Origin of the sequence: Sphingomonas chungangi (assembly GCF_013778325.1) — a bacterium.
In the GTDB taxonomy this organism is placed as follows: domain Bacteria; phylum Pseudomonadota; class Alphaproteobacteria; order Sphingomonadales; family Sphingomonadaceae; genus Solisphingomonas; species Solisphingomonas chungangi.
This window is the reverse complement of record NZ_JACEIB010000027.1, coordinates 617,734-644,009: the sequence shown is the minus strand read 5'-3', so window position 1 is coordinate 644,009 and position 26,276 is coordinate 617,734. Positions and strand designations below refer to the sequence as shown.

At 63.0% G+C, this 26,276-nt stretch carries 27 protein-coding genes; 13 read left to right on the top strand and 14 right to left on the bottom strand.

Annotation, left to right across the window (positions count from 1 at the left end; genetic code table 11):
- Positions 1 to 4: 4 nt before the first annotated feature.
- Positions 5 to 1,150 carry an FAS1-like dehydratase domain-containing protein gene (locus HZF05_RS20955; RefSeq protein WP_160364396.1) on the bottom strand — a complete coding sequence of 382 codons (1,146 nt, stop codon included), beginning with the start codon at positions 1,148 to 1,150 and terminating at the stop codon, positions 5 to 7.
- Positions 1,151 to 1,587: 437 nt separating this feature from the next.
- Between HZF05_RS20955 and HZF05_RS20950 the strand changes: the two genes are divergently transcribed.
- The 8 genes from HZF05_RS20950 (at position 1,588) to HZF05_RS20915 (ending at position 10,820) form a co-directional block, all read left to right on the top strand.
- Positions 1,588 to 3,588, top strand: a complete 2,001-nt coding sequence (locus HZF05_RS20950; protein WP_160364395.1) for a TonB-dependent receptor domain-containing protein — start codon at positions 1,588 to 1,590, stop codon at positions 3,586 to 3,588.
- Between the two features lie 88 nt (positions 3,589 to 3,676).
- The gene (locus tag HZF05_RS20945) at positions 3,677 to 4,894 is read left to right on the top strand and encodes an MFS transporter (protein ID WP_160364394.1); all 1,218 of its coding nucleotides are present in this window, start codon (positions 3,677 to 3,679) and stop codon (positions 4,892 to 4,894) included.
- A complete protein-coding gene (locus HZF05_RS20940; protein ID WP_160364393.1) occupies positions 4,891 to 6,456 on the top strand; it encodes a class I adenylate-forming enzyme family protein in 1,566 nt (521 codons plus the stop codon). Before HZF05_RS20945 ends, HZF05_RS20940 begins: the two co-directional genes overlap by 4 nt.
- Positions 6,453 to 7,211, top strand: coding sequence for an SDR family NAD(P)-dependent oxidoreductase (locus HZF05_RS20935; protein WP_220129918.1), 759 nt, complete (start codon positions 6,453 to 6,455; stop codon positions 7,209 to 7,211). Before HZF05_RS20940 ends, HZF05_RS20935 begins: the two co-directional genes overlap by 4 nt.
- Before the next feature lie 10 nt (positions 7,212 to 7,221).
- Entirely contained in the window at positions 7,222 to 7,929 is a 708-nt protein-coding gene (locus tag HZF05_RS20930) for a CoA transferase subunit A (RefSeq protein WP_160364392.1), read from the top strand.
- A gap of 1 nt (position 7,930) precedes the next feature.
- Positions 7,931 to 8,581, top strand: a complete 651-nt coding sequence (locus HZF05_RS20925) for a 3-oxoacid CoA-transferase subunit B (protein ID WP_160364391.1) — start codon at positions 7,931 to 7,933, stop codon at positions 8,579 to 8,581.
- A 5-nt stretch (positions 8,582 to 8,586) separates the two neighbouring features.
- Complete coding sequence (locus tag HZF05_RS20920) at positions 8,587 to 9,759, top strand: acyl-CoA dehydrogenase family protein (protein ID WP_181638932.1); 1,173 nt, start codon at positions 8,587 to 8,589, stop codon at positions 9,757 to 9,759.
- Positions 9,756 to 10,820 carry a phosphotransferase gene (locus tag HZF05_RS20915; protein ID WP_160364390.1) on the top strand — a complete coding sequence of 355 codons (1,065 nt, stop codon included), beginning with the start codon at positions 9,756 to 9,758 and terminating at the stop codon, positions 10,818 to 10,820. The genes HZF05_RS20920 and HZF05_RS20915 overlap by 4 nt, the downstream gene beginning before the upstream one ends.
- A 164-nt stretch (positions 10,821 to 10,984) precedes the next feature.
- Here the strand turns inward: HZF05_RS20915 and HZF05_RS20910 are convergent, their stop codons facing one another.
- Complete coding sequence (locus tag HZF05_RS20910) at positions 10,985 to 11,365, bottom strand: DUF427 domain-containing protein (protein ID WP_160364389.1); 381 nt, start codon at positions 11,363 to 11,365, stop codon at positions 10,985 to 10,987.
- 44 nt (positions 11,366 to 11,409) lie between these two features.
- Positions 11,410 to 11,535 (bottom strand): SDR family oxidoreductase, encoded by a 126-nt coding sequence (locus HZF05_RS20905; protein ID WP_281367546.1) that lies wholly within the window; start codon positions 11,533 to 11,535, stop codon positions 11,410 to 11,412.
- 514 nt (positions 11,536 to 12,049) lie between these two features.
- Between HZF05_RS20905 and HZF05_RS20900 the strand changes: the two genes are divergently transcribed.
- Entirely contained in the window at positions 12,050 to 12,340 is a 291-nt protein-coding gene (locus tag HZF05_RS20900; protein ID WP_160364388.1) for a hypothetical protein, read from the top strand.
- A 34-nt stretch (positions 12,341 to 12,374) separates the two neighbouring features.
- Here the strand turns inward: HZF05_RS20900 and HZF05_RS20895 are convergent, their stop codons facing one another.
- The 4 genes from HZF05_RS20895 to HZF05_RS20880 all read right to left on the bottom strand — a co-directional run bounded on the left by HZF05_RS20895 (position 12,375) and on the right by HZF05_RS20880 (position 15,046).
- Complete coding sequence (locus tag HZF05_RS20895) at positions 12,375 to 13,136, bottom strand: molybdopterin-binding protein (protein WP_160364387.1); 762 nt, start codon at positions 13,134 to 13,136, stop codon at positions 12,375 to 12,377.
- A complete protein-coding gene (locus HZF05_RS20890) occupies positions 13,133 to 13,951 on the bottom strand; it encodes a cytochrome b/b6 domain-containing protein (protein ID WP_160364386.1) in 819 nt (272 codons plus the stop codon). Before HZF05_RS20890 ends, HZF05_RS20895 begins: the two co-directional genes overlap by 4 nt.
- A 62-nt stretch (positions 13,952 to 14,013) precedes the next feature.
- On the bottom strand, positions 14,014 to 14,295 hold the full coding sequence (locus HZF05_RS20885) for a pentapeptide MXKDX repeat protein (RefSeq protein WP_160364385.1): 282 nt from the start codon (positions 14,293 to 14,295) through the stop codon (positions 14,014 to 14,016).
- 70 nt (positions 14,296 to 14,365) lie between these two features.
- Positions 14,366 to 15,046 carry a DUF1223 domain-containing protein gene (locus HZF05_RS20880; RefSeq protein WP_246332114.1) on the bottom strand — a complete coding sequence of 227 codons (681 nt, stop codon included), beginning with the start codon at positions 15,044 to 15,046 and terminating at the stop codon, positions 14,366 to 14,368.
- A gap of 140 nt (positions 15,047 to 15,186) precedes the next feature.
- Here HZF05_RS20880 and HZF05_RS20875 point away from each other — a divergent pair, with 140 nt between their 5' ends.
- Positions 15,187 to 15,723, top strand: coding sequence for a sigma-70 family RNA polymerase sigma factor (locus HZF05_RS20875; RefSeq protein WP_160364383.1), 537 nt, complete (start codon positions 15,187 to 15,189; stop codon positions 15,721 to 15,723).
- Positions 15,720 to 16,361, top strand: coding sequence for a DUF1109 domain-containing protein (locus tag HZF05_RS20870; protein ID WP_160364382.1), 642 nt, complete (start codon positions 15,720 to 15,722; stop codon positions 16,359 to 16,361). The genes HZF05_RS20875 and HZF05_RS20870 overlap by 4 nt, the downstream gene beginning before the upstream one ends.
- Positions 16,362 to 16,387: 26 nt before the next feature.
- Here the strand turns inward: HZF05_RS20870 and HZF05_RS20865 are convergent, their stop codons facing one another.
- From HZF05_RS20865 to HZF05_RS20840, 6 genes are all read right to left on the bottom strand, one after another.
- On the bottom strand, positions 16,388 to 17,293 hold the full coding sequence (locus tag HZF05_RS20865; protein ID WP_160364381.1) for a mechanosensitive ion channel family protein: 906 nt from the start codon (positions 17,291 to 17,293) through the stop codon (positions 16,388 to 16,390).
- 69 nt (positions 17,294 to 17,362) lie between these two features.
- On the bottom strand, positions 17,363 to 18,253 hold the full coding sequence (locus tag HZF05_RS20860; RefSeq protein ID WP_160364380.1) for a glycoside hydrolase family protein: 891 nt from the start codon (positions 18,251 to 18,253) through the stop codon (positions 17,363 to 17,365).
- Position 18,254: 1 nt separating this feature from the next.
- Positions 18,255 to 19,022 (bottom strand): SDR family oxidoreductase, encoded by a 768-nt coding sequence (locus tag HZF05_RS20855; protein WP_160364379.1) that lies wholly within the window; start codon positions 19,020 to 19,022, stop codon positions 18,255 to 18,257.
- Positions 19,023 to 19,111: 89 nt separating this feature from the next.
- Positions 19,112 to 20,359, bottom strand: coding sequence for a DUF2254 domain-containing protein (locus tag HZF05_RS20850; RefSeq protein ID WP_246332113.1), 1,248 nt, complete (start codon positions 20,357 to 20,359; stop codon positions 19,112 to 19,114).
- A complete protein-coding gene (locus HZF05_RS20845; RefSeq protein ID WP_160364378.1) occupies positions 20,356 to 21,549 on the bottom strand; it encodes a cation:proton antiporter in 1,194 nt (397 codons plus the stop codon). Before HZF05_RS20845 ends, HZF05_RS20850 begins: the two co-directional genes overlap by 4 nt.
- Before the next feature lie 40 nt (positions 21,550 to 21,589).
- Positions 21,590 to 22,816, bottom strand: coding sequence for a permease (locus HZF05_RS20840; RefSeq protein ID WP_181638931.1), 1,227 nt, complete (start codon positions 22,814 to 22,816; stop codon positions 21,590 to 21,592).
- A 161-nt stretch (positions 22,817 to 22,977) separates the two neighbouring features.
- Between HZF05_RS20840 and HZF05_RS20835 the strand changes: the two genes are divergently transcribed.
- Together HZF05_RS20835 and HZF05_RS20830 are read left to right on the top strand one after the other, a co-directional pair.
- On the top strand, positions 22,978 to 24,993 hold the full coding sequence (locus HZF05_RS20835; RefSeq protein ID WP_160364376.1) for a GAF domain-containing protein: 2,016 nt from the start codon (positions 22,978 to 22,980) through the stop codon (positions 24,991 to 24,993).
- A gap of 17 nt (positions 24,994 to 25,010) precedes the next feature.
- The gene (locus HZF05_RS20830) at positions 25,011 to 25,385 is read left to right on the top strand and encodes a response regulator (RefSeq protein ID WP_160364375.1); all 375 of its coding nucleotides are present in this window, start codon (positions 25,011 to 25,013) and stop codon (positions 25,383 to 25,385) included.
- Between the two features lie 429 nt (positions 25,386 to 25,814).
- Here HZF05_RS20830 and HZF05_RS20825 read toward each other — a convergent pair whose 3' ends face one another.
- Positions 25,815 to 26,237: a response regulator gene (locus HZF05_RS20825; protein ID WP_160364374.1), complete on the bottom strand. Its 423-nt coding sequence runs from the start codon at positions 26,235 to 26,237 to the stop codon at positions 25,815 to 25,817.
- Positions 26,238 to 26,276 lie beyond the last annotated feature (39 nt).

Genomic DNA, 26,276 nt, shown 5'->3' with positions numbered 1-26,276 from the left:
CTTGTTACCCGGCGGCTCCCTTGAGAGGCAGTTCAACAACCGCACGGCCCGTTGCTGTGACCTCTCCCGTCTGGATTACAGCCGAGAGCATGATCTCGACAAGGCCCCTGCCGCCGTCGATCCGCTTGCCGACGACTTCCCCGCGCGTATAGGTCACATCGCCGAAGATGACGGGCTTTTTCAGCCTCACGCTCAGTGAACGCATTTCAGCGTCGTCTCCCATCCAATTCGTAACGCATGAGCTCAAGAAGCCAATCCGCTGAGGCCCGTTATCATATGGCCCGGGCATGCCCAGTTCACTGACCGCGATCTTGGCATCCTGATGGCCGATAGACGGCAGCACGGCTGCGCCATAGTAGCTGGGGTCGTAATTGTTGGGAAGCAACTCGGGTGAATTGCGCGCCCAATGGCCATATTTCCATCGCAACTTGGTCGACTTGTATCCGGACGTTCCCACTGCACCTGCATAATAGGCCGTCATGTCGATCTGGATCAGGGGCCCCCGGGCCGTGCCGGGCAGCTTTTCGCCGACCGCGACATCCTCCCAGAACAAAGCCTCCTTCCCGCGGCGATACTCGTTCATGACGGCCGCCTCGATCTCGGCCATTTCCTGCGACGTATATGTAGCCGCAGGACGTGCTTCATAGCGCAGGCCTCCTTCGGCCGACTGTCGAGGGACGCGGAAGCAATGGGAGAAGACCTGGCCGACACGTTCGCCGTCTTCGGTCCAGTAGCTTACATCGCCGGTCTGGAGTACCATCCGGGAAACCTGATCGCCGCTCACCTCCTTAGCGCCGCTATATTCAGCTTTTGCTACTATCGCTTCGTTGCGGCGCAGAGGCCGATCAAAGGTCCAGTCCGCGCCCGCGTAAAACCATTGGATATCGGGAAGTCCCGGCGCTACAACCGCATCGAATATTCCGTAGAGAAATGTTGGTGGCGCAATAATTGTTCCCCAACGCGAATTATTAGCATAATTTGGATCGCTATATAGCGGGTTATCGTCACCAATTCCCCACGCGTAATGGCGAATAGTGTCTCGCGAGGCTTCGTTATTCCATTGCTCGATACGGATGTCGGTACCAAGCAACGCCTTGGCCTGAGCGTACGATGAATCGTCGAGCGACGGCGCTAGAAGGGAATCTGCCATCCTATTCCTCCGTTCAGTTTCTTATTACGAAACTATGTTCCGTTTTCAGCACCCATTCGTACGCATGTCAATGCGCATTGGCGGGCCATCGTCGACACATGACCGGAAAATGTTTCTCTATAAGAAACCTAGTATCACAATGGTTGACATGGGCTGAGCCGTCTGCCACCCCGTCGTTCGAAAGCCCGGCGATAAGAGCGGGCTCGTCGATAATTCGCACGCCGATGCTTGGAGGTGAGGAGATGGGGATGTTTCGTCGGATTGGGCTCGTTGGTTCGTCGCTGCTCGTTGTGGCGTTGCTCGCTCCCGGTGTTCGGTCGCAGACCGTCCCCGCTGACAATACGTCTCCTGCCGCAAGCCCGACGTCGGCTGCCTCGGAGGCGCCATCGGCTGCTGCTCCATCGACGGCGCCTGCGTCATCCGGCGGGGGAGACATCGTGGTGACCGCCCAGCGGCGCTCGGAGCGCCTTGTCGACGTGCCTGTATCGATATCGGTCGTTCCCGGTGCGCAGCTATCTCAAGGCGGGGCTTCTATCGAGGCCGCTACCAAGCTTGTGCCGGGCGTCGTAATCGCGCGCAATGGGCTCGCGATTCAGCCAACGATCCGCGGCATAGGAACGAACGTGAGCGGAGTGGGCGTGGATCCCAACGTCGCGATCTATCTCGATGGTGTCTATCAATCGAGCCAAGCCGGCAACATCTTCGATCTGGTCAATGTGGATCAGGTCCAGATTCTCAAAGGGCCCCAAGGCACGCTTTTTGGCCGCAACGCGACTGGCGGTGCGATCCTCGTCACCACCAAGGCGCCGTCGTTTACACCGACGGCGGAGTTCAACCTCTCCTATGCGCGCTATAACGAGGTAACGGCGAACGCTTATGGCTCGACCGGTATCGGCGACAAGGTTGCTGTCGACCTGGCCGTCTATTACCGTCATTCGGACGGATGGATGCGGGATCTCCGCACCGGGCAGGACGTTAACGAGCAGCGCAGCTACGATGTCCGCTCAAAAATTCTGTTCGAGCCGACGGACAAGCTGAAATTCACTCTGGGCTTGTCGCATTCCTACACGTCGGATCCGACCGGTTTCGCCTTCGAGGCGCTGAACGGCGACAGTATCGGCCGGCCTAGGCCCGGTTCGACACCGATCGCTGCCGATCGCAACGAACTCTCGCAGGACACGCTGCCGGTTATCCAGATCAAGGCAAATAATATCCAGCTCAATGGATCTTACGATCTTGGGTTCGCGACCTTGGCATCAATCACCGATTATCGGACCGAGCGGGATCATTTTGTTGCCGATCTGGACAGTAGCTATGCTCCGGTTCAATATGAATCCTATACGCCGCATTATCGCGATTTCAGCCAGGAGGTGACGCTGACCTCACCGTCCCACGGGAAATTCACGTGGGTGGCCGGCGCCTATTATTTTCACGAGAAGGCATACATTTCCGATTTCTATCTGAACGGATCGAGTTACATCGACTCCGACGTCCACACGGACGCGGTCGCGGGCTTCGCCGACGGCACCTACAACATAGGTCGACTGGCGTTGATCGGCGGCATTCGCTTCAGTTCGGAGCAGAAGCAGTTTGCCGCGGATCGCCCATCGACGGGCGCAAGCGTGGCGGACAAGACGCGGTGGAACAGCTGGACTCCGCGAGCGGGCCTCCGCTTCACACTGTCACCGCATGCGAATATTTACGCGACCTATAGCAAGGGGTTCAAGAGCGGCGCCTACAATCCTACCAGCCTCGATACCAAGCCGATCAATCCCGAGAAAGTCGACGCCTACGAGATCGGCTTCAAGTCGTCGACGAGATTGCTGTCGATCAACCTTGCGGCGTTCTATTATAACTATAATGACATACAGGTCAGTGCCTACGATTTCTCGGTCGGGACACAGCGCCTGTTCAATGCGGCCCGCGCCAAAATTTACGGTGCGGAAGCGGATGCGGCCTACCACGTGACGGATGCGCTGGATGTCCATGCCGCCTTTGCCTACACGCACAGCGAATATTCCTCTTTCCCCGGTGCGCCGCAATTCCTGCCGGCGCCTCCCGGCAATGTCGGCAACGTGTCCACCTCCGGCGGTATTGACGCGAGCGGCAACGCCATGATCCGCGCGCCGAAATTCACCGTCAGTGGCACGGCGAGCTACAAGATCGATCTGCCCAAGGGATCGGTCACCATTTCGGCCACGCCCTATTGGTCCAGCCGGGTCTACTACACCTTCGACGAGCGCCTGAGCCAGGCGCCGTATTTCACGATGGACGCCCGGATCGCGTGGGCACCGACCGACAGGCTAACCTTGTCGGTTTTCGGACGGAATCTGACTGACAAGACCTACGCCACTTACATCACGGCAAGCCAGGCGCGCGACGGCGTGCAATTTGCCCGGCCGCGGACGTTCGGCGTCGCACTCGGCTTCAAATATTGATCCGAAATCCAAAGTACGGGCGGGTGGTGGCCGGACGACCCGATCTTCGCCATCGCCCTACTCCCCAAGGATAAACCAGAGCGCTGAGATGGAAGAATTCGAGAAGAATTGGACGGTTGCGTTGCTCAGTTTTCTGGGTGTGGCGTTCAGCATCCAATCCATACCCTTCTATAGCTTCGGCATCATAGCGCCTCACATCGCGAAAGAGTGGGGCTGGTCGATGAGCGACGTCATCTTCGGCATCACCATCGTGATGTTCTCTCTCGTGCCGTTGCCACCCTTGATCGGACTGCTGGCCGATCGCATCGGAACCCGCGCCGTCGTGCTGGTGTCCGCCGTCGTCTTCGGCGTGTCGCTCTTCGGCCTTGCTGTGATCCCCCCGTCGCGGCCGCTCTATTACGGCCTGTGGGTCGTCATGGCGATCGGTGGCGCCGGGACTTCTCCGATGGTCTGGGCGCGCTATGTTTCGCGCTTCTTCACTGTTCACACGGGATTGGCGATTGGTATTGCGGTAACGGGTGCCGGCGTATTCGGCACGGTGGTGAAACCGATCCTCACTACCTTCGTCCTCCACCATGGTTGGCGACCCGGCATGATGATGCTCGGTGCGCTGTCGCTCGTCATTGTGCCGCTTGGTCTCCTGACGTTCCGGGACGATTCCGCTGACGCTGGAGCGGCTGCAGCCGGTTCACCCCATGGGCCGGACGGCGTGACGCTTCAAGAAGCGTCGCGGACGCGGCGCTTCGCCACTCTGGCATTCGTCGGATTTGTGGCCAACATGTGCCTGGCCGGGCTGCTGCCGCAGATCGAGAACCTGTTGAGCAGCTATCGCTTTGCCGAAACGGCAGTAGCGACGATCACCCCCGTTCTCGGATTGTCGGTCATTGCCGGCCGACTGTTCGGCGGCGCCGTGCAGGACCGCTTCTGGGCCCCCGGAGTCGGGTTCTGTTTCTTCGCCATCAGCGCGATCGGCATGGTCATCTTCGCGTTCGGAATCGGAAGCGTAGCGTCCGGGCGGATCGCACTCGGGCTCGTGGGACTGTCCGGCGGAATGGAATATGTGCTGCTCCCATATTGCGTCGCTCGCTATTTCGGCGTCGCGCACCATGGCGCCATCTATGGCGCGATTTACGCGATCATGTCGCTTGGCGGGGCATTGGGGACGGTCCTCTACTCGCGCTGTGCGGATCTGACCGGCTCCTACCAGATCGCGCTGATTGGTGCCGCGAGCCTGCTCTCGGCGATTGCGTTGTTACTGCTCACGCTCGGACGGTATCGAACCTCTGTCGAAGCGAAGCAGGCATGAACTTCGCCGGTTTTCTGGAGCTGCACGCGCGCAGCAATCCACATCGCCTGGCGCTGGCGGACAACCGTTGCCGCCTGAGCTTTGCAGAATTCGACGATCTCGCAAGCCGGTTTGCCGAAGCCATGGCGGAGTTGGGCCTGGTTCGCGGAGATCGGGTCGGCATCTTTCTGCCCAACCGGGTCGAGGTCGCCATCGTGCTTCTGGGATGCATGAAGGCCGGCTATCTTCCGGTGCCGTTCAACTCGCGGTTGCGCGGCGACGATCTGACGCGCGTCGTAGGACATAGCGATCCGGCCTGCATCGTCACGACAGCTGCGGCGCTGCCTGAATTCATCTTTACGAGGGCGAGGTCGGTTCTCACAGTCGACGAGGAACAGCGTACCGGCGGCTTCTGGACTGCGCTCGAGCGGATGACGGGGCATTATCCGTCGATCGGGGTCCAGGCAGGCGAACCGGCCAATCTGCTCTACACGTCGGGAACGACAGCGACGCCGAAGGCGGCGATCCATACGCACGGTATGCGGATCGCCATTGCAGGAGCCATGGCGGACAGCTTCCGGCTTTCGCAGACCGATATCGCGTTGGCCGTGTCGCCGCTGTTTCACACGAGCGGCATGAGCGTGCTCTCCAATGCCATCTTCGTCGGCTGTCCGTGTATCATGGTGGAGAAATGGGATCTGGATGATTTTCTGCGCGTCGTGGAAAGCGAGCGGGTGACATTCATGCACATGATCGCGACCCTGATTGTGGACGTCGCAACGGCCGACGAGGTCCGCTTCGCACAGCTCACCCATCGCATGCGGATGACATGGGGCGGCGGACATAAGGTCGATCCGGCGGTGCTCGAGCAGTTCGAGCAGCGCATGGGTGGCGTCCTTCTCCAGGGCTACAGCCGCACGGAGGGTGGCCTCACTTACAACAGACTTCCTCCGATGGAGCGGCGCTTCGATCACAACGGCTACGAGAATTTCAACAGTTCGCGGGTGGCGATCTTCGATCCCGACACCCACGCCCCCGTCCCGGTTGGCGAGACCGGTTTGATCGCCGTCCAAGGCGACGGCGTGTCGCCTGGCTATTGGGACGGCGATTTCGTTCGTCGACCGAAGCTGATCGACAATGTTTGGCAGCCGACAGGTGACATTGGATTTCTCGACGACGCCGGAGCGCTGCATTTCATCGGGCGATTAGATTATATGATCAAAACAGGAGGAGAGAATGTCTTCCCATCTGAGGTGGAGGCGGTTCTGCTGGCGCTCGATCAGGTGACCGACGCGGTCGTCGTCGGTATTGACGATACGCGCTTCGGCCAGCGGGTATGTGCCATCGTCGTGCCGTCTCGCGCGGGGGCATCGGCGGACGAAATCATTACCGCCTGCCGCCGGTCGCTGAGCGGGTTCAAGATACCCAAAACGATACTCTTCCAGGACCATCTGCCCAGGCTTGGCAATTCGAAGGTGGATATCAAGGCCTGCGTGGCCCTCGTCGAGGCATCGCTGGAACCGCATCCGGACGCTAGTAGCCGGCGAAACACTCCGTCGGTGCGGGATGGCGTGGCACAATGATGGCGCTGCACCCGTCGCTCCAAGGCCGTCGCGCGCTCGTCACGGGAGCCTCGTCCGGCATCGGGCTTCATGTGGCGCAGGTCCTCGCGACAGCAGGCGCCGAGGTGGTGCTGGCGGCTCGACGCTTTAACGAGCTCGAAGCCGCGGCAGATCAGATCAGGATCGGCGGAGGTCGCGCTCGCGCGCTCGTCTTGGATATCCGCAACCCTTCTGCTGTTGCGGAGGCGATTGCCGCATGCCCGCCCTTCGACATTCTAATCAACAACGCCGGCATGGTCCGCTCCGGCGGCGCGCTCGATCAGGCAGAAGCCGATTGGGACTCGGTTCTCGACACCAATCTCAAGGGGATGTTTTTCGTTACGCAGGCCGTCGCGCGGGCCATGCGCGAGGGTAAGCGCGCCGGCTCGATCGTAAATGTCGCGTCTATTCTGGGGCTGAGACAGGCTGGCGGCGTACTGCCCTATGCGGTCTCCAAAGCCGGCGTTATCCAGATGACGAAATCGATGGCGCTGGAATTGGCGCGCCACGATATCCGGGTGAACGCTATTGCCCCCGGCTATCTGTCGACCGACCTCAACCGGGAATTCTTCGAAAGCCCGACCGGTCAGGCGATGATCGCGCGTATACCCCAGCGGCGGCTCGGTGAGCTTGAGGATCTCGACGGCCCGTTGCTGCTGCTCGCGTCGGATCTGTCGCGATACATGACCGGCTCCGTCCTCACCGTCGACGGCGGTCACCTCGTCGGCTCGCTTTGAAAGGTTGCCGATGGTTCAGAAGATCTATTCCAATGCAGTTGCGGCGCTCGATGGGCATCTCATTGATGGGATGACGATCGTGGCGGGCGGATTCGGTCTTTGCGGGATTCCCGAGACACTGATTGCCGCGATCCGCGCGGCGGGCACGCGAGATCTGACCGTCGTTTCGAACAACGCCGGAGTGGACGATTTCGGACTGGGGCTGCTGCTCCGGACGCGGCAGATCCGGAAGATGATATCATCCTATGTCGGCGAAAACCGGGAATTCGAGCGGCAGTATCTCGCCGGCGAGCTCGAAATTGAATTCAGCCCACAGGGTACGCTGGCCGAACGGATGCGTGCGGGTGGTGCAGGGATAGCCGGTTTTTATACCCGAACCGGCGTCGGAACCTCGCTGGCCGAGGGCAGGGAGGTCCGTGTTTTCGACAGCGAGACTTATCTGTTGGAGCGCGGAATCGTTGCGGATCTCGCCATCGTGAAGGCATGGCGAGCCGATCCCCACGGCAATCTGGTATTCCGCAAGGCGGCGCGAAACTTCAATCCGTTGGCGGCGACGTGCGGACGCGTCACGATTGTGGAAGTGGAGGAGTTCGTGGGATCCGGCGAGATCGATCCGGACCATATCCATACACCCGGAGTGTTCGTCCAGCGGCTCATCCTCGCCGAGAACAACGAAAAGCGCATCGAGCAGCGCACCATTCGGGCGGAGGCTGCCTGACATGGAGGTTTTGCCCACAGGCTGGACCCGCAACGAAATGGCGAAGCTCGCCGCAATCGAACTGCAAGACGGATTTTACGTGAACCTCGGCATCGGCATTCCGACACTGGTCGCCAATCACATCGGGCCGGAGATCGATGTCACGCTCCAGTCCGAGAATGGCATGTTGGGCCTGGGCCCCTATCCGATGGCAGATCAGGTCGACGCCGACATCATCAACGCTGGCAAGCAGACGATCACTGAACTGCCACGGACGAGTTATTGCTCGTCCGCGGACAGTTTCGGCATGATTCGCGGTGGCCACATCCAGCTCTCGATCCTGGGTGCGATGGAAGTCGCGGAAAATGGCGACATCGCAAACTGGATGATGCCGGGCAAGATGGTCAAAGGCCCCGGCGGAGCCATGGACCTGGTTGCGGGGGTTCGCCGGATCATCGTGCTGATGGATCATGTTTCCAAGGACGGAATAGCGAAATTCCGCAGATCCTGTTCGCTGCCGCTGACTGGCCAGAACGTCGTCGACATGGTGATCACGAACCTTGCGATTTTTGAGCGCCCGGACAGGCAGTCTCCCTTTGTTTTGAGACGCCTCGCCCCCGGCATTGACGCCGCTTTGGTAGCGGACCTCACCGAGGCGCATTTTGAAAGGTGATGGAAATGCTTCATGGTGCCGACGGCGTTGCGAAGATGCTGGCGAAGCGGGTCGAGCAGTTCGTGCGGGACGTCGTAGCGCCGTATGAGCAGGATCCGCGGCTAGGCGCGCACGGCCCATCGGAAGAGCTTGTTGCCGAGTTGCGCGCCAAGGCGAAGGCGGCGGGCGTGCTGACGCCGCACATTTTGGAGGGCGGGGCGCACTTGACCCAGCGCGAGACGGCGGCGGTGCTGAAGCCGTCCGGCCTTTCACCGCTGGGGCCCGTCGCGGTCAACACCATGGCGCCCGACGAGGGCAACATGTACCTGCTTGGCAAGATCGCGACTGCCGAGCAGAAGGCGCACTTTCTGGCGCCGCTGGTCGCGGGCGAGGTACGCTCGGCCTTCTTCATGACGGAGCCGGCGGCCGACGGCGGCGCTGGCTCGGACCCTTCGATGATGCAGACCGTTGCGCGACCGGACGGCAACCACTGGGTGATCGATGGGCGCAAGGCGTTCATCACCGGCGCGCAGGGCGCGAAGGTTGGCATCGTCATGGCGAAATCGGACGAGGGTGCGACGATGTTCCTCGTTGACCTGCCCGATCCGGCGATCCGCATCGTGCGGGTGCTGGACACGATCGATAGCTCGATGCCGGGCGGTCATTCGGTGGTGGCGATCGAAGGCCTGCGCGTGCCTGCCAACCAGATACTGGGCGCGCCGGGCGAAGGTTTCAAGCTCGCGCAGGTGCGTTTGTCGCCGGCGCGGCTGTCGCACTGCATGCGCTGGCATGGTGCCGCCACGCGCGCGAACGAGATCGCCACAGCCTATGCCTGCAGGCGCCAGGCTTTCGGCAAGCCGCTGGTCGATCATGAGGGCGTCGGCTTCATGCTGGCGGAGAATCTTATCGACCTACAACAGGCCGAACTGATGATCGACTGGTGCGCGGACGTGCTCGACACGGGGGCGCTCGGCACGGCGGAGAGCTCGATGGCGAAGGTGGCGGTCTCCGAAGCGCTGATGCGGGTCGCCGACCGCTGCGTGCAGGTGATGGGGGGCACCGGCGTCTCGGGCGACACGATCGTTGAGCAGGTGTTCCGCGAGATCCGCGCCTTCCGCATCTATGACGGACCCACCGAAGTGCACAAATGGAGCTTGGCCAAGAAGATCAAGCGCGACTGGAAGTCCGCGCAGGGATGACCGCGGTCGCGGATGCGAACAGTGGCACCACGGCGGTGCGTGCGGGCTATGTGCTCGATAAGGCGGCGCTCGACGGATGGATGCGCGCGCACGTCGATGGCTATGCGGGGCCGCTCTCGATCGAGCAATTCAAAGGCGGCCAGTCCAATCCGACCTACAAGCTGGTGACGCCCGGTCAGGCCTATGTGCTGCGCAAGCAGCCGGCAGGCCCGTTGCTGAAGGGCGCGCACGCCGTCGACCGCGAGGCGAAGGTGCTGACAGGCCTTGCCAAAGCGGGTTTCCCGGCTGCCCGGGTGCGTGGCCTGTGCATCGACCCGTCCGTGCTCGGCACGCTCTTCTACGTGATGGATATGGTCGAAGGCCGGATCTTCTGGGACGCGACCATTCCCGGCGTGCCGAACGCGGAGCGCGCCGCGCTGTTCGACGCGATGAACGCGACGATCGCGCAACTTCACGGTATCGACTACGAAGCAGCAGGCTTGGGTGACTATGGTCGGCCGGGCAATTATTTCGTACGCCAGATTGGCCGCTGGTCCCAACAATATCTCGAGGATCCCGATGCGGGGCGCGATCCGAACATGGACAGGCTGGTTGAATGGCTGCCGCACAACATTCCGCCGGGCGACGAGACCAGCATCGTCCATGGCGACTTCCGCATCGACAACATGATCTTCCATCCCACCGAGCCGCGCGTCCTCGCCGTGCTCGACTGGGAGTTGTCGACGCTGGGCCATCCGGGCGCGGACTTCGCCTATCATGCGATGATGTACCGCATGCCGCCGCACATCGTGGCGGGGCTAGGCGGCGCCGACATCGCCACCCTCGGTATTCCGAATGAAGAGGACTATCTTGCCGCATATTGCGGTAGGCGGGGAATTGATGTGATGCCCGGCTACACCTTTTACTTGGCGTTCAACTTTTTTCGGCTCGCGGCGATCTTCCACGGTATCAGGGGCCGGGTCATTCGCGGCACTGCCTCGTCGGCGCAGGCAAGGGACCGCGTGAAGGTGCTTCCGCAACTCGCCGAGCTGGCATGGTTGCAAGCCAAGAGCGTTGCTTAAACATACTCCAGAGAGTTGCCGGACCGCTTCGCGCCCTAATGCCGGTCATAGAACCGTCTTCGGACGCTCCCTAATTGCCGACGGTCAGCTTTTCGAGAGAGCGGTGATCGGCAAAGGCGCCAGCTTTGGCCAATCTGGCGCCTTCCGACATAAAGGCGCAATGATCAGTTGGCGATCTCTTCGATCGCATCAACCCTGTCGGGATAGAAGGCGAGATGGTCCTCGATCGCGGCTACAGCGTCGTAAGGCGCCTCGTAGGTCCAGATCGCATTCACCGAGCGCTCGCCGCCTGCAGGAATGCTGAAGTAGGCGGCGTCGCCCTTGTATGGGCAGTAGCTGGCGTGATCGGTCCGTTCGAGCGCCGCCATATCGACATCCTTGCGGGGGATGTACTGGACGGCAGGGTAGCTCGCCTCGCGAAGGATGAGAGCGTCGGTGGTGTCGGCGATCACCTTGCCGCCAAGTGTGACGATGACGCGACCGGCATTGTGCTCGATCGTGATCGGATGATCGGGACCGGGGATCTTGATGACCTTGTCGGACATGGAGCGTCTCCTGGAAAATGTTGAGAGGGATATGGGGTGTCGGATCAGAGCTTCGAGCCGCCATCGACTCGCAGCGTGTCTCCGCTGACCCAGCGTGCCGCATCGGAGGCGAGGAAGGCGATCGCACCGGCGATGTCCTCCGGCTGGGCCACGCGCTTCAGGGCCTGCATGCCGAGCGTAAGGTCGCGGCCTTCGTCTCCCTCGTTGCATCGACGCGGGGTGTCGCCCTGCTTCCCGCCTACGTAGAGCCGCTGCTGCCTTGGTCGGTTGTCAGCCGGCCGCTCAAGGGCGAGCCACCGACGATCGATCTCGCCGTGGGATATCGCAGCGATAACTCGTCGACCGTGTTGCGGACCTTCCTGTCGAACATCGACGAATTGATCGCGGCGGGGCCGGCGGGGTTGCGAGCAAAGGCAGGGTAGCGCCTACCTGCCGCCGTTCCGAGGCATTTTCACGGACCCTGAAACCTTCCATTCCTTCATTTTCCGCAAAATGGCGCAATCACCCTCGAAGCTATCGCTTGGGCTGGGACATTCCCGCCAAGCAGTTATTGGCGCACAACGTTACGTCAGCTGCCGTTCCAGGCAGCGGGGAATTTTCCTAGCAATGCGATGGCGTCCGACAAGCGTTAACCTGGCCGAGAGACCGATCCGCTATCCTATGCAAACGCGATCGGACGAAAGCATGCTGACGACCGTCAATTATAGCACTCCCGTGACGGTCAACGGCTTTCGCTGCAAGAATTGCAGCGAGGTCGATCTCGCTGCGCGTCACGTCGACCCCGCGCATCCGCAGTCGGGCCCTTACAATGTCAACGCTGGAGAGGACCCGACACGCCCGCTCCCCGATCGCGAGAAGATAGAGGCCACCAAGCAGGCGGCCGACGCGACAAAAGCTCAGGTCGTCGGCTATCACGGCACTGGACTGCGGATGGCGGCGGCGACGACCGGACAGCTGGTAGACATCCGCGCCTGAGCGTCTCGCCCGGCGACGGGCGCAACCGGCTAAGCTAGATCCCCGCATACCATTGATAGTCGGCGGAATCCTCCCAATAGCCGCCCTTGCCGGCGCCGATCCGCTGGAGGCTGTCGACGGCTTCGATCCGCATGACATATTTCGCCTGCTTGTAGCCGAGCTGGCGTTCCACGCGGAGGCGAAGCGGCGCGCCATGACGGACGCTGAGCGGCTGGTCGTTCATGGCCCAGGCGAGGATCGTCTGCGGATGGAAGGCATCGATCAGATCGATGCTCTCATAATAGGGATCGCCATCGAAATCGTCGGCGCAGTGGAAGACGATGTAGCGCGCGGAAGGCAGCACACCCACTGCATCGAGCGCCAACTTGAGCGGGAGGCCCGTCCATTTGCCGATCGCGCTCCAGCCCTCGACACAATCGTGGCGGGTGATCTGGGTGCGCGTCGGCATCGCCTTGATCTGCGCCAGCGACAGGGCGGCGGGCCGCCGCACCATTCCATCGATGACCAGCCTCCAGTTGGCAAAATTGTCGGTCATGTGGGCTTGGTAGGCGTCGCTTTCTGGCATCGTATTGCCGTTGGTCCGAAACACCGGTGACATGTCGGATGCCGTAAACTCACGCGCCAGCGCGGTGCGATCGGTGACGAGCCTTTGCGCGCGCATCGTGAGGCCCTCGCCGAGGCCGATCACGTCGCGCACCTTGGGCGCGGCGACGATCTTGTCGCATCCGGAAAGCAGCAGTCCGCCGGCACCGGCGCCGATCGATCCAATCAAGCCACGGCGGGTCAGGAGGGTCATTCCGCGCGCTCCTTCGGCAGGCGATACCAGCCCGTGATGATCGAGCGCAGCTCGTTGAAGGGGCCTGCGAGCACCACCATCAGCAGATGGACCAGGATGAAGGCGACGAGCAAAGCGGCGCAGATGAAGTGAATCGAGCGCGCCGACTGGCGGCCGCCGAAGAGGTCGAGCAACCACGGCCAAGCCGCGTCGATGTCGGGTGACATAGTCAGCCCCGTCAGCACCATTGCGGGCAGCAAGCCGAAGATCACGCCGACATAGCTGAGCTTCTGGAGGACGTTGTAGCGGCGTGCCTTCTCGCCGCCGTGAAAGCGCAAGCGCGCATGATCCTTGATGTCCTGCCACAGATTTCGAGGCCGCAATTCTTCCGGCGTGGGCGCGAGATCGTTCTGGACATGTCGCGTCGCAATTCCCCAGGCCCAGAAGAGCAATCCGGGCACGACGAGCAGCCAGGCGAAGAAAAAATGCCATGCCCTAGCGGTGGCGAGATCGTAACTCGTCGGAATGGTCACGAGCGGCGGAAACGCGATCTCCTGACCACCCACCTGACCGAGTACGCCGGTCGTCGGTAGGGTGACGGGACCGAGCTGCAGATAGCCGCGCCCGTCGGCGCTGCCAATCTCCAGCCAGGGCGCCTCGTGATTGGCGCCGTATTGGCCCCAGTAGAGCTGCGGATGCGCGTTGAAGATCATCAGCCCGCTCATCAGCATGACGATGACGGTGAACGCGTTCAGCCAATGCCAGGCACGCACCGGGCGTCGCTGACGATAGACAAGGTCACCGCCGGTCGGTGGCTCTAGTGGTTCGGACGACATGGCGAGGCTCCGAATTACGAAGGTCGGGGGCGTGCCGGATGCCACGCCCCCCAGAGATTGGCTCAGTGACCCATCATGTCGTCATGCTGCATCATGTCGGGGTGCATCTTCATCATCTTCATGCAGCCGGCATTCTTCATCATCATGTCGTGCGACATGGCGTTGCAGGATTTCATCTTGCGCATGCTGGCGGCGGACATCTTGCCGCCTGACATCATCTTATCGCCGGACATCTTGTCTCCGGCCATCATCTTGTCGTGCGAGGCCATCGCATCCTGCGCCATCGCCGGAGCGGCGGCGGAAAGCGAGAGAGAAGAGATCGCGAGCAGGGTGAGGATGCGCATGGGGTATCTCCTTGGGGAAAAATGGCGCCTGACAAGGGCAACCCGCCGCGACGCCGGCGGCGGGCAGAATTCAGATGCGACGGGCGGCGGTAATCGGACCACCGGTCCCTTGCTGGACGAGGATTGCGGAAGCGAGACCCTGTTCGTCGGGCGGTGGCACGCGGAACGTGGCGGCGGCCCCGTTCCAGCTGCCGAGTTTCGTCAATTCCCGCACGATGTCGCGGTGGGGTAGGGTTCGGCCACCATTCTCGCCGGCGCGGATCGGCACGTTGCGGACGCGCGGATCATAGCGGACGAGCCAGACGATCGAAGATTTGGCACGCGGCGCGGCGCCAAGTTTGAGGATGCCACTCTCGACGATGAGTTCGGGGCCGCCGCGCGGGGCGCCTGCCTGCGCGATCAGCGCGTCAAGCTGGTGGCGATCGCTGCCGACGATCGTCGGCCCACCGTTGACGATCACCTGTGGGGTGGCGACCTCGCCGCGCCCCGCCTGATTGGCATAGTCCCATTGCCGCGCCGTCCAGCGTGGCGAGCCGAACGTGTCCTTCCAGCCAAGCTGATCCCAGTAGGTTACGGCAAAAGACAAAGCGAGGATGTCTGGCCGGTCGGCGATCGCATTGATGTTCGCGTTTGCGGGCGGGCATGACGAGCAACCCTGGCTCTGGAACAGCTCGACGACGGTGGGGTGATCGCTCGATGCGCCGGGAACGACTGCCGCAGCCGATGCAATCGTCGGGAAAAAAGCGCCCATTAAAAGGAAATGCGCGCGAATGAGGATAGTCGAGCGTTTCATAACGACTATACGAGACGTCGACTGCTTCGGTTACACCCGTAGAATATCCTCTGTGTAACCACGGCTTCCCTCAGGCACGTATAGGAACCGGAGCGTGCATGCGGGTTAGCGAGGATCAGCTCAGGGCGTGGATGACGGGCGGCCTCGATGGGGACGCCGTGGCCCATGCTGCGCTTCTGAAAGCGCTGGTTCCTATATTGCGCGCCTTCTACCGCCGTCGTCTGAGCGACAGTGGGGAAATCGAGGACCTCGTGCAGGAAACGCTCATCGCCGTGCATACGCGTCGCGCCAGCTACGACCGCGACCGCCCCTTCACGGCCTGGCTGTTCTCGGTCGCGCGCTACAAGATGATCGACAGTTTTCGGCGCGAGCGCCGCCACTGCAACATCGAGGGTCTTGACGAAATTTTCGGGACGGAAGGCTTCGAGGAAGCGAGCAACGCACGGGTCGACGTGGACCGGCTGCTCGATGGACTGCCGGCAAAGCAGGCGGGTGCGATCCGGAAAACCCGCTTGGACGGGCTCAGCACGGCGGAGGCGGCCGATGCGGCCGGGATCAGCGAATCAGACGTGAAAATCTCCGTCCATCGCGGGCTGAAGGCCCTGGCGGCCCGGATCAGGGGCGAAGGGCGATGAACACCGATACGCTCATCGACCAGCTGGCGGGCGACGTGCCGCGCGTGCCGCGTCGCGCCCGGCTGTACCGCCTCGGGGGTGGCATCGTCGCGGGCGCGATCGTCACCCTGATGGCCGTCACGCTGGGATTGGGCGTCAGGCCCGATCTGGCCATCGCGATGCACGGCTTCGCTTTCTGGATGAAGTGGATCTACACGATCTCGCTCGGGATCGGCTCACTCGCTGTGACCGCGCAACTGGCCCGCCCCGAGGCTCCGCGGCTCAGGCGCTTCTGGCCGCTGGTGATCCCCTTCCTTCTGCTCGGAGCGGTCGGCGCGGTCGAGATGGCGCACGTGCCGACTGCGGACTGGCTGGCGATGTGGCTCGGCAAGTCGTGGAAGATATGCCCCTGGTTGGTACTAGTGCTCGCGGCGCCGATCTTCGTTGGCCTGCTCTGGTCGTTTAGGCGACTGGCGCCGACACGCCTGCGTGCCGCTGGTGCTGCGGCGGGATTTACGGCGGCCGCCTGGGCAGCGACGCTCTACTGCCTGCACTGTCCCGAGGTGTCGGCTATGTTCGTGCTCACTTGGTACACGCTCGGTATGATGCTCGCGGCCTGTGTCGGCGCTCTATGTGGGCCTCGCCTGTTGCGCTGGTGACCGGATGCCGGCGGTTGCAGTCGCTTCTATTCGTCGTGTTTTCCGTCGAGCGGGGGCGCTTCTTGCTGCGTCTCGCTTGCCCGTTTGAGAGGCAAAGCCTCTTTGAAGGTGAGCGTGCGATAGGGGAAAGGTATCTCCATCCCGGCCTCGTCGAGCGCGCGCTTAACCTTACGGACGACGCCGTCCCGCGTCCGGTGCATGTCGATCGGCCTTGATCCTGCCCACCAACGGACCGTGAAGTTCATCGAGCTGTCGCCGAATTCGGTGGCGAAAACGTCGATCCGCTTGTCCGCGTCGACACCCTCGACACTTTGCACCGCCTTCTCGATCACCGCCGCCGCCGCGTCGAGGTCGACATCATAGCCGACGCCCACGGTCACGGAGTAGCGACGCTGGGTTTCGTCGGTCAGGATTTTGACCGGGTTCTTGAACAGGAAGGAATTGGGTACCACCACGAGCTCGTTCGACAGGTGGCGCAGATGGGTATCGCGCAGGCTGATATTCTCGACCCGTCCGGCCACATCCTGACACTCGATCATGTCGCCGATCCGCATCGGCTTGCGCAGCATGATGAGAATGCCGGCGAGGAAATTCTCGAAGATATCCTTGAATGCGAAGCCGACCGCGACCGACCCGAGGCCGAGGACGGCAAGGATGTTGGCGGGCGTGACGCTCGGCACCACGATCGACATCGCGATCAGGATGCCGACGATCCAGATCGCGACGCCGATCAGCGTTTCGCCGAGATTGACGAGCGTGCCGCGCGTGTCGGTCTGGCTCAACATGCGCTCGGCGAGACGGCGTGAGAATCTGACAATCGCCCAGGTCGCGACCAGCACCAGCAGCGCGATCGCCATCTGGGGGAGCAGTTTGATGAACTCGGTCGCCATCTCCCACAGGCGATGGAACAGGATGTTGACGAGGTTCACCATGGGAGTGTCGCTGGCAGCATGACGTGCCAACGCATCACCGGCCGATTGCTCTCCCGTTCATGATGCTCGTCAGCGATAATGCCGGATCATGGCCCGCCTCAGGATGCGGTCCTCCAGTGAGTAATAGAGTGCGATCATCTCGCCTTCGATGATCGTCGAGGCGGCGAAAGCGATGTCTGTCGCGGACCGATCCCTGGCGGGCGGGGGCAGGAGAAGCGGCTCGAGGCCGCGTCCCGTGACACGCGTGAATGCCGGATCGAAACTGATCCACCCGATGCGCCATCGGGCGTCGTGCGTGGCGCCATTGTAAAACATCACCGGGTCGCGGCCGTCGATTTGGGTCATCGGTCCGGTCGAGAGGTGCCAGTTATCCCAGCTGTCGTCGCGGATGCCGAAGGGGTCTGGCAATACGGTCCATGGGCCTTCGGGGTTTGGGCTCGACGCCCAGCCGATGCGAGAGGCATCTTCGGCCGCATATTCGTAGAAGAGCCGCCAATCGCCCGCCGAGGTCTGAGCGAGCGTCGCTTCCTTGAAGTTTCCTTCATTGGGCGGCGCTTTGAGGACCACATCCTTCTTCTGGAGCGAACCCAGATCCGTGCCGGAAGCGAGGATCATGCAACCCTGCTTCCGCTCCGCATCGACGCCGGTGTAATAGACAAGATAGCCGTCGCCCGTCTTGAGGACGGTCGGGTCCTCGCATCCGCCGGCATCGTCCGACCCGGGAGTCGGCATGATCGCAAGCCTTTGGTCGAGCGTGAAGTTCAACCCGTCCGTACTGGTTCCTCCGGCGACGAGGCCCGTCGGATCGGTGGGGCCGAGCGGATCGGGGACACCGCGGATCATCGCGCGATAGATCGCGCCCTCCTTCCAGACGAAGGGGCTCATGAGGTCCATGCCGTCGATCGGCGATCCCTTCGAGACGATCACCGTGTCGAGCCGCTCCACCGCGTAGGTCGGCATGTCAGGCGCCCTGGGCCACGGTGAGGGAGAGGGCACCGTCGATCGTCACCGTGGTTCCCGTGATGTAGTCGGCCACCGGCGACAGCAGGAATTTGACCAGCTCGGCAACCTCGTCCGGTCTGCCTGCGCGCCCCCACGGGATGGCCTCCTGCTTGGTCTTCAGTTCCTGCGGATCGTCGATCGCGGACTGGTTCATCGGCGTCAGGATCATGCCGGGCGCGACGCCGTTCACGGCGATGCCCTTGGGGGCGAGTTCGAGCGCCAGCGTCGCCGTCAGCTGCGACAGGCCGCCCTTGGCGGAGTCGTAATCGACGCCGCCGGGTCGTGGCGCCTTCTCATGGATCGAGGAGATGTTGACGATCCGCCCCTTCATCCCCTTCGCTTCCAAGGCTCTCACCAGCGCGCGGCAGGTCAGGAACGGGCCGTAGAGGTCGGATCGGATCACCCGATCGAACTGCGCGAACTGCATGTCGACGAGGTTGACGCCGCTCATGTTGAGCCCGGCGGAATTGACGAGGAGAGAGGCAGTGCCGAACGACTTCTCGGCAGCCTCGAAGAGACGCGCGACGGAGGCTTCATCGCCGACATCCGTCTGGACCGGTATCGCGCGCGCTTCGTCTCCGATCGACCGACACACAGCCGCTGCGGCATCCGCATCCTTGAAATAGGTCGCGACGACGCGCGCGCCGGCTTCACCCAGCGCCTTGGCGCAAGCGGCCCCGATGCCCGATTCCGCGCCTGTGACGATCGCTATGCTATTGTCGAACACTGAATTCTCCTTCGCTGGCCAAGCGCTTGGCACCAGCGCGGAGTTGCGCGCCGAACCGACATTGCCTGTTTGTCATGCTTCGGTGCGCGTCACCCGCCAGCCGGCCAATATCTCGCGTGGATCCTGGCAAGACGCTCAGCGTCGGCCGCGCTGTCGAATGCTGGGTGGGCGCGGCTGAGCGCGTCGGTGGCGACCGCTGCACAATCCGCTCGAGCCCCCTCATCGATGTGCTGAAGCGCGGCGAGCGCCTTCTGGAGTCGCACGCCCACCTCGATTGTGCCTGCGCCGTCTCTTGCAATCGGCCGGTACAGGTCCTCCAGCAGGTCCGGCAGGGCAAAGGGCGGGACATTGACGCCCGCAGGCGGCGAGCGATCCGGATCGGGCTTGTGGCGCAAGATCCTGGCCATCACGCGCGTGCCGGCCTCGATGACTGCGATCGCGGTCCCCGGATCGTTGACGGCGGGGGACAGCGCGCGCGAGGCGATCTCCGAGAGCACGACGAGGCCGAAGCGCGGATCGTGATCGAAGGTGCGGTTGTGCTCGATCGTGAAGGCGTCGCGGATGCTCTGTACCTGCTTGTCGTCGAGTGTCGCGGTCGTCCAGGCGAGCAGGCGCGCCGGATCGACGAGCGTTCCGGGAAGCGCGACGGGGTTGATCTCGGCGCCAGCATCCTCGGCGACGTCGGCAAGCTGCGCGAGATCGACATAGGTGACGCGGCCGATCCCGGTATGGTGGATCTTCGTGGCGCTATCGGGGATGGCAATCCGCTCACGCGGCCCGAAGCGGGGGCGCTGCGCCATGCCATGGACCGCGCCCATCGCCGCGCGCTCGACCCGTTCGATCGTGTCCGACACTCGCCCGAAGCGGGCGATATGCTCGATCCACCGCACGAACGTCACCACGATCACCACGATGACGAGGATCGTGCCGGCGTAGAGGATGACTCGACCCGTCTCGCCGTAGAGCCCGGTGGACAGAGCGATGATCCCGACGATCGCGAACAGGAAACTGCCGAGGAATGTCGCGAGCGCGTTCTGTGCCGTGCTGTCCTCGATCAGAAGCTGGACGGCGCGGGGCGTGATGTTGCTCGTCGCCCCGGAATATGCCGACACCATTGCGGTGAGCGAGAAAGTGGTCACCGCCAGCATGCTCGATGCGAGCACGTTCAGGATGTTGTCGACCGACTTGGCGCCGATCTTGCTCGCGAAATCGTAGGAGATGGCGTGGCCGATGAGCGCGCCTGCGAGCGCGAGCACCACGGCGAACACGCAGAACAGGGCCGAACGGAACCACATGCGGCGGGTGAGAAGGCGAAGCGCCCATTGCCATCGGGTCATTGCGGATCTCCGGAACGTGCTTTCGCCTTGCGCAGCAGAAACGGCATCGTGGCGCCCTGGATGAAGATCGAGAACGCCACGACCGCGAAGGCAACGCCGATCAGGACGTCATGCTCCGGCAGCGTGGTCGGTATGGCCAGGGCTAGTGCGAGAGCGAGCGCGCCGCGCAAGCCACCCCAGAAGAGGATCGCGCCGGTCAGCCCGTCGATCGCGGCACGGCTGCGCGCGAACAGGCCGGCAATGGGGAAGATCGCGGCTGCACGTCCGGCCAGGACGAGGAGCGTCGCGATCGCCGCCGGCCACAGGATGGCGAACAGGGACTGTTCGGCCTCGCGGCTTCCGATCAGCAGGAAGATCACCGAGTTGGCAAGGAATGCTGCGAAGTCCCAGAAGCGGATCAGCGCCTCGCCACCACGCTCGGTCAGTGTCCGCGCGGGGCCGATATTGCCGACCAGCATGCCCGCCGCGAGCGTGGCGAGCACGGGTGAGACACCGATCGCCTCGGCGATCAGGAAGGAGCCATAGGCGGCCAGCACCGTCAGCGTCAGCTCGACGAGATGATCGTCCGCCCGCCCCGCCACGAGAAGCAAGCCGCCCGCCACGACCACGCCGCACAGGATGCCGCCCACGACGGTCACGGCGAAGCTGAGCGCGATCGTGCCGGCGCTCGTCGAGGCTCCCGCCGCGGCGGCTACGCACAATCCGAACAGCACCGCCGCCGCGCCGTCATTCAGCAGGCTCTCGGCCTCCATGACGAAGCGCAGTCGGGGCTCGGCGTCCTGCTCCTTCATCATCGCGACGACCGACACGGGATCGGTCGCGGCGATGAGCGAGCCGAACAGCAGCGAGGCGAGCCACCCCCATCCGACCAGCCAGTGCATGCCCGCTGCCACGACCGCTGCGGAGAGCAACGTCCCCCCGAAGGCGAGGCTGAGGACGAGCGACGCTTCCTCGCGAAACCGCCGCCACTTGAGGTGAAGGGCCGCTTCGAACACGAGCGGCGGGAGCAGGAAGGTGAAGATCAGCTCCGGCGTCAGCTCGATATTGCTGCGATAGCCGGCGACGCTGAGGCCGATGCCCGCGACGACCAGTCCGATCGTGTACGGCAGTCCGATCCGTCGCGTGACGATCGCGACGACGCAGGCCACGAACAAGAGCAGCCCCAGCGTGACGACGTTTACGTGGTTCATCAGGCGTCGTCGCGGACTGACAGGGGAGAGCGAACGCGCATCATGCCGCTGTGTGACCGTGGTGGGAATGATCGTGCATCGGTGCCGGGCGTGCTTTCCAGAACAGCCATCCTGCCAGAAGGGCGGCGATGACGTTGAGATAGAAACTGTAGTCGAATGCGAACGTCGCCAACGTGGCTTGGACGCCTGCTACAGGCTTCGGCGTCAGCCCGGTGAGGTCGAACACCCCGCCCATGACCAGCGCTGCGACAACCATCGAGACATACAGCGTCGCAGCAATTGCCAACGCCATCTTCAGGCCGAAATAGCGCCGATAGGCGTCGATCAGCGGCAGCACGATGAGATCGGCATAGAGGAAGGCGAGCACGCCGACGAAGCCGACGCCGCCACCCCACAAGGTCGCCGCAAGCGGCACGTTGCCGATCGAGCAGACGAAAGTGAGGATGGCGACCAGTGGCCCGATCAGCGCCTCCGCGAACACGCGCCATCCCTCCGGCAGGCCCGACAGGAACAGGGTCCGCCAGAGGTCGCCCGGCACGACGGCCGACAGCATTCCAGCGATCAGGAAACCGGCGACAAGGTCCTTCCAGAGCATTCGCCAGTCCATGGCGAACGCGGCCGCGATGACGTTCAGCGCCTTGGGATCGCGCAGGCGGTCTCGCCATGTCTCGCCCGACAGGGTCATCGCGCCATGGTCGTGCCCGCGTCCGGCCTCTTCGTGATCGCGCGCGGCTTCTATGAGGCGCTGAGAGACGAAAGCGCGTGACAGCGGCACCATGATCGCGATCAGCACCAGACCGCCCAGCCACTCCGCGAGCATGAACCGCCAGCCGAGCAGCAGCCACAGGATCACGCCCAGCTCCAGCACGAGATTGGTGGACGCCACGAGGAAGGCCAGGCTTGGCCCGAGCGCGGCGCCCTTCTTGAAGAGAGTCCGCATGATGGCGGCGGATGCATAGGAACAGCTCGAACTGGCCGCACCGGCAAGGGTGGCGATGGCGACCGGCCTAAGATGGTTCGACCCCAGCTTTTCGCGCAGCGCCTGCGGCGCGACGATCGATTGCAGGACGGCCGACACAGTGAAGCCCAGCACGAGGCTCCAGCCGGTCTTCCACGCCATGGCTGCCGCGAGAACCAGGCCTTTGAGGATCAGGTTGATTCCAGTCATCAGAGCGAGACGGCTCTGGGGAAGGAAGAGTTCCTTGCGATTGGGTGCTTCATAAAAGCCTGTGTCGGCGAACCGATCGATCCGGCTCCGCTTCGACATGGGCGTGAAGCACCGTCCTTCGATACGTCTGCCACAGGGATCGCGTTTTTCTATTCCGCTCGGATCCGTTGCCAAGTGTCGGAAGTTAGTCCAATTCCAGCCGGGGGAAATCGGTAGCCAATCTCGACATGGTTGATTCTACACGCGTTCATAAGTCGGATGTGGCCGATCCACGTCTCCTGGCTCTGCAGAGCTACGGCATTCTCGATACGCCTCCCGAAAAGGCGTTCGACGACATCGTCGAAGCCGCCTCGGCTTTCTGCGCCGTGCCGATCGCCCTCGTCAGCCTCGTCGATTCCGAGCGGCAGTGGTTCAAGGCCTGTCTCGGACTCAACGTATCCGAAACGCCGGTCGATCAGGCGGTCTGTGCGATCGCGATCAGGCAGGCTGAACCGCTGGTCATCCCCGATCTCGCGCTGGACCCGCGCACGGCCGCCAATCCGCTGGTGACCAACGATCCCCGCATCCGTTTCTATGCGGGGGCGCAACTCGTCACGCGGGACGGGCATGCGCTCGGGACGCTGTGCGTGATCGATACCGTTCCGCGGCCCGAAGGTCTGACGGATGCCCAGCTTCGCGGCCTCGTCTCGCTTGCCCGGCAGGTCACGCATCTGATCGAGATGCGGCAGGCGGTGGAGGAGCGCGACGCCTCGATCGTCACCTATCTCCGTCTCGGCGACGAAGCGAGCGCCCGCGCCCTCGAGAGCGAGGAGGCCAGAAACCTCGCCGAAGAACGGGACGAGCGGTCGACGGCTGCCCAGGAGGCGGGGCGGATTGGAACATTCGAGCTGGACGTGGCGACGGATATCGCTGTCGTGTCGCCCCAGTTCTGCCGGATATTCGGCCTGCCGGTGTCGCCAACCTACAGCTTCGAGGAGATCGAGGCGAACATGGTCGCCGACGAGACGCCTGGACATTCGGTTCGCCGCAACCGCTCCGACGGATCGGCCGCGCCCGACGTCGAATACCGGATAAGGCGTGCCAGCGACGGACAGATCCGCTGGATCGCGCGGCGTGCGAGCTTCGTGCGCGAGAACGGTCGCGTCGTCAAAATGTTCGGCACGGTACACGACGTGACCGAGCGGCGGCAGGACGCGCAGCGCGTCTCCGCCCTACTCGAACTCGGCGACCGATTGCGCGACGCGGAAAACATTGCGGACACCATCGCGCTGGCGTCCGCCATCCTCGGTCGCGAGATCGACGCCGATCGTGTCGGCTACGCGACCATCGACCAGGCGGCTGGCACCTTCGCGATCGCGCGCGACTGGACGGCGCCGGGCGTTCCGTCGCTTGTCGGCACACATGCACTCGCCGGTTTCGCCCATACGCTGGCGCGACTGGCCTCGGACGTGACGATGTCCATCGCCAACGTGCCCGCCGCGGACTGGCTGGGGGATGACCGGAACTCCTACGCCTCGTTCGGCGCGAAGGCACTGATCAACGTGCCGCTTGTCGTCCGTGAGGATCTGAAGGGCGTGCTCTTCGTCCATGCCGGACAGTCGCGGGCGTGGACCAGTGGTGAGATCGGCTTCGCCCACGGCGTTGCGGATCGAACCTACGCGACCATCGCCCAACTCGAGGCGGAGGAGCAGCGCAATGTCCTCAATCTCGAACTCAGCCACCGCATGAAGAACATGCTGGCGATGGTCCAGGCGATCGCCGCCCAGACGCTGAAGGGCGTCGATGATCGAGACGCCGTCGAGGCGCTCGATCAGCGGCTGATGGCGCTCAGCTCGGCGCACGACGTTCTGCTGCAGGATCACTGGTCGGCTGCATGGGTCGGCGGGGTCGTCGAGCGGGTGCTCACCGCCATCGGTGTGGCCGATCGGATCCGGGCACAGGGGCCGGCAGTCTCCTTCGGTCCGCGCGCTGCCCTGGCTCTGTCGCTGCTGCTTCACGAACTCTCCACCAACGCCGTGAAATATGGATCCCTGTCCGTCGAGGGTGGCCTTGTCGCTCTGGACTGGCGGGTGGATGGCGTGGGCACGGATGCGATGTTCAGGATGGATTGGCGCGAAGTCGGCGGCCCCGGGGCCACCGAGCCGAGCCGCAAGGGATTTGGCTCCCGACTTATAAGGATGGGTTTGCTAGGAACAGGCGGCACAACCACCCGTTATCTTCCTTCGGGCTTCGAAGCCCACTTCTCCGTTCCACTGGATCGCGCAAATGCCGAATAGCAAAAAGGAATTGCGCGATGCCATCATCGAGGCGGCATAAGGCGATCGTGCTCGTCGTCGAGGACGAGCCCATTCTGAGGATGATGGCGGTCGACATCGTCGAGGAAGGCGGGTTCGAGGCGATCGAGGCATCCGACGCGAACGAGGCGATCGCCATCCTCGAAGCTCGCCACGACATTCGCCTGGTCTTCACCGACGTCGACATGCCGGGTGGGATGGACGGGCTCAAGCTCGCGGCCGCCATCCGCGACCGCTGGCCGCCGATCGAGGTCATCGTGACATCGGGCAAAGCGCTTCCCGAAGGTATCGACCTGCCGGCGCGGGTGATCTTCATACCGAAGCCGTTCGACATGAAGCGCCTGAAGTCTGCTCTGCAGCAGATGGCCGCGTAAGGCCCTGACCCAAAGAGCGCCAGGGACGGCGCTAGCCCCGGTCGAAGCGGCCTGGCGGGATGAGCCGAAACACAGCCAAAGAATGAAGATTAGCAGGTAAACGATGGTAAAGACCCAGATCGGGATCGACCGATAAATCAGCGCGTCAACTGTGCGCGTAATTAAGAGGCTGGCTCTCAGGTGCGCCTTCTGGAAGAATATCTTGCCAAATTGTGAGGATGCACACGCGGCCGAGCGCCGCTTGGCGGCGATGAGTCCTATAAGGCGCACGACATCGCCCGTGGCATCGAGGATCTGTTCCCGTAACTCCAGCCAAGGAGTGTTCAATCGACGCCGCGCCTGTCTCCGAGGCGTTCAGCAAATCGGCCGCATGGGTCAATCGCTGAACGTGGCCTTGCATCCGGCAGGTTTCGCGGAAATGCTCCGAGATCAGGACCGCCGCGCGGACAATGGTGCGAGGATTGCCGCGAGTTCGTCTTTCCGGAACGGCTTGGTCAATCGTAGGAGTTCGGGGTCGAGACACTCCGCTTCAGCATAGCCCGACACGATGAGCGAAGGCGGATCCGGTACGAGCGAACCGAGTTCGCGGATCAACTGGGCGCCGTTCATGCCCGGCATGAGATGATCGGTGACGAGCAGGTCTGGGCGCAGGCCGTCGTGTGCGACGCCGCCCGTGAGGCTCGCTATCGCCTCTATCTCCTGACTTTGGCGCAGCGCTTCCTGGCCGCTTCGAGTTCGGCCTGTGCCACGAGCTGAGCCGAGATGTCCTTGGCGTGGTGTAGCAACGCTTCGCGAAGAGAGTTCCGCGCGCGACCATCCGTGATCGGCATCACGCGCAATTTTACGGGCCATGCTTTTCGCCGAGATCGTGAGCGACTGTTGGTAGGAAGA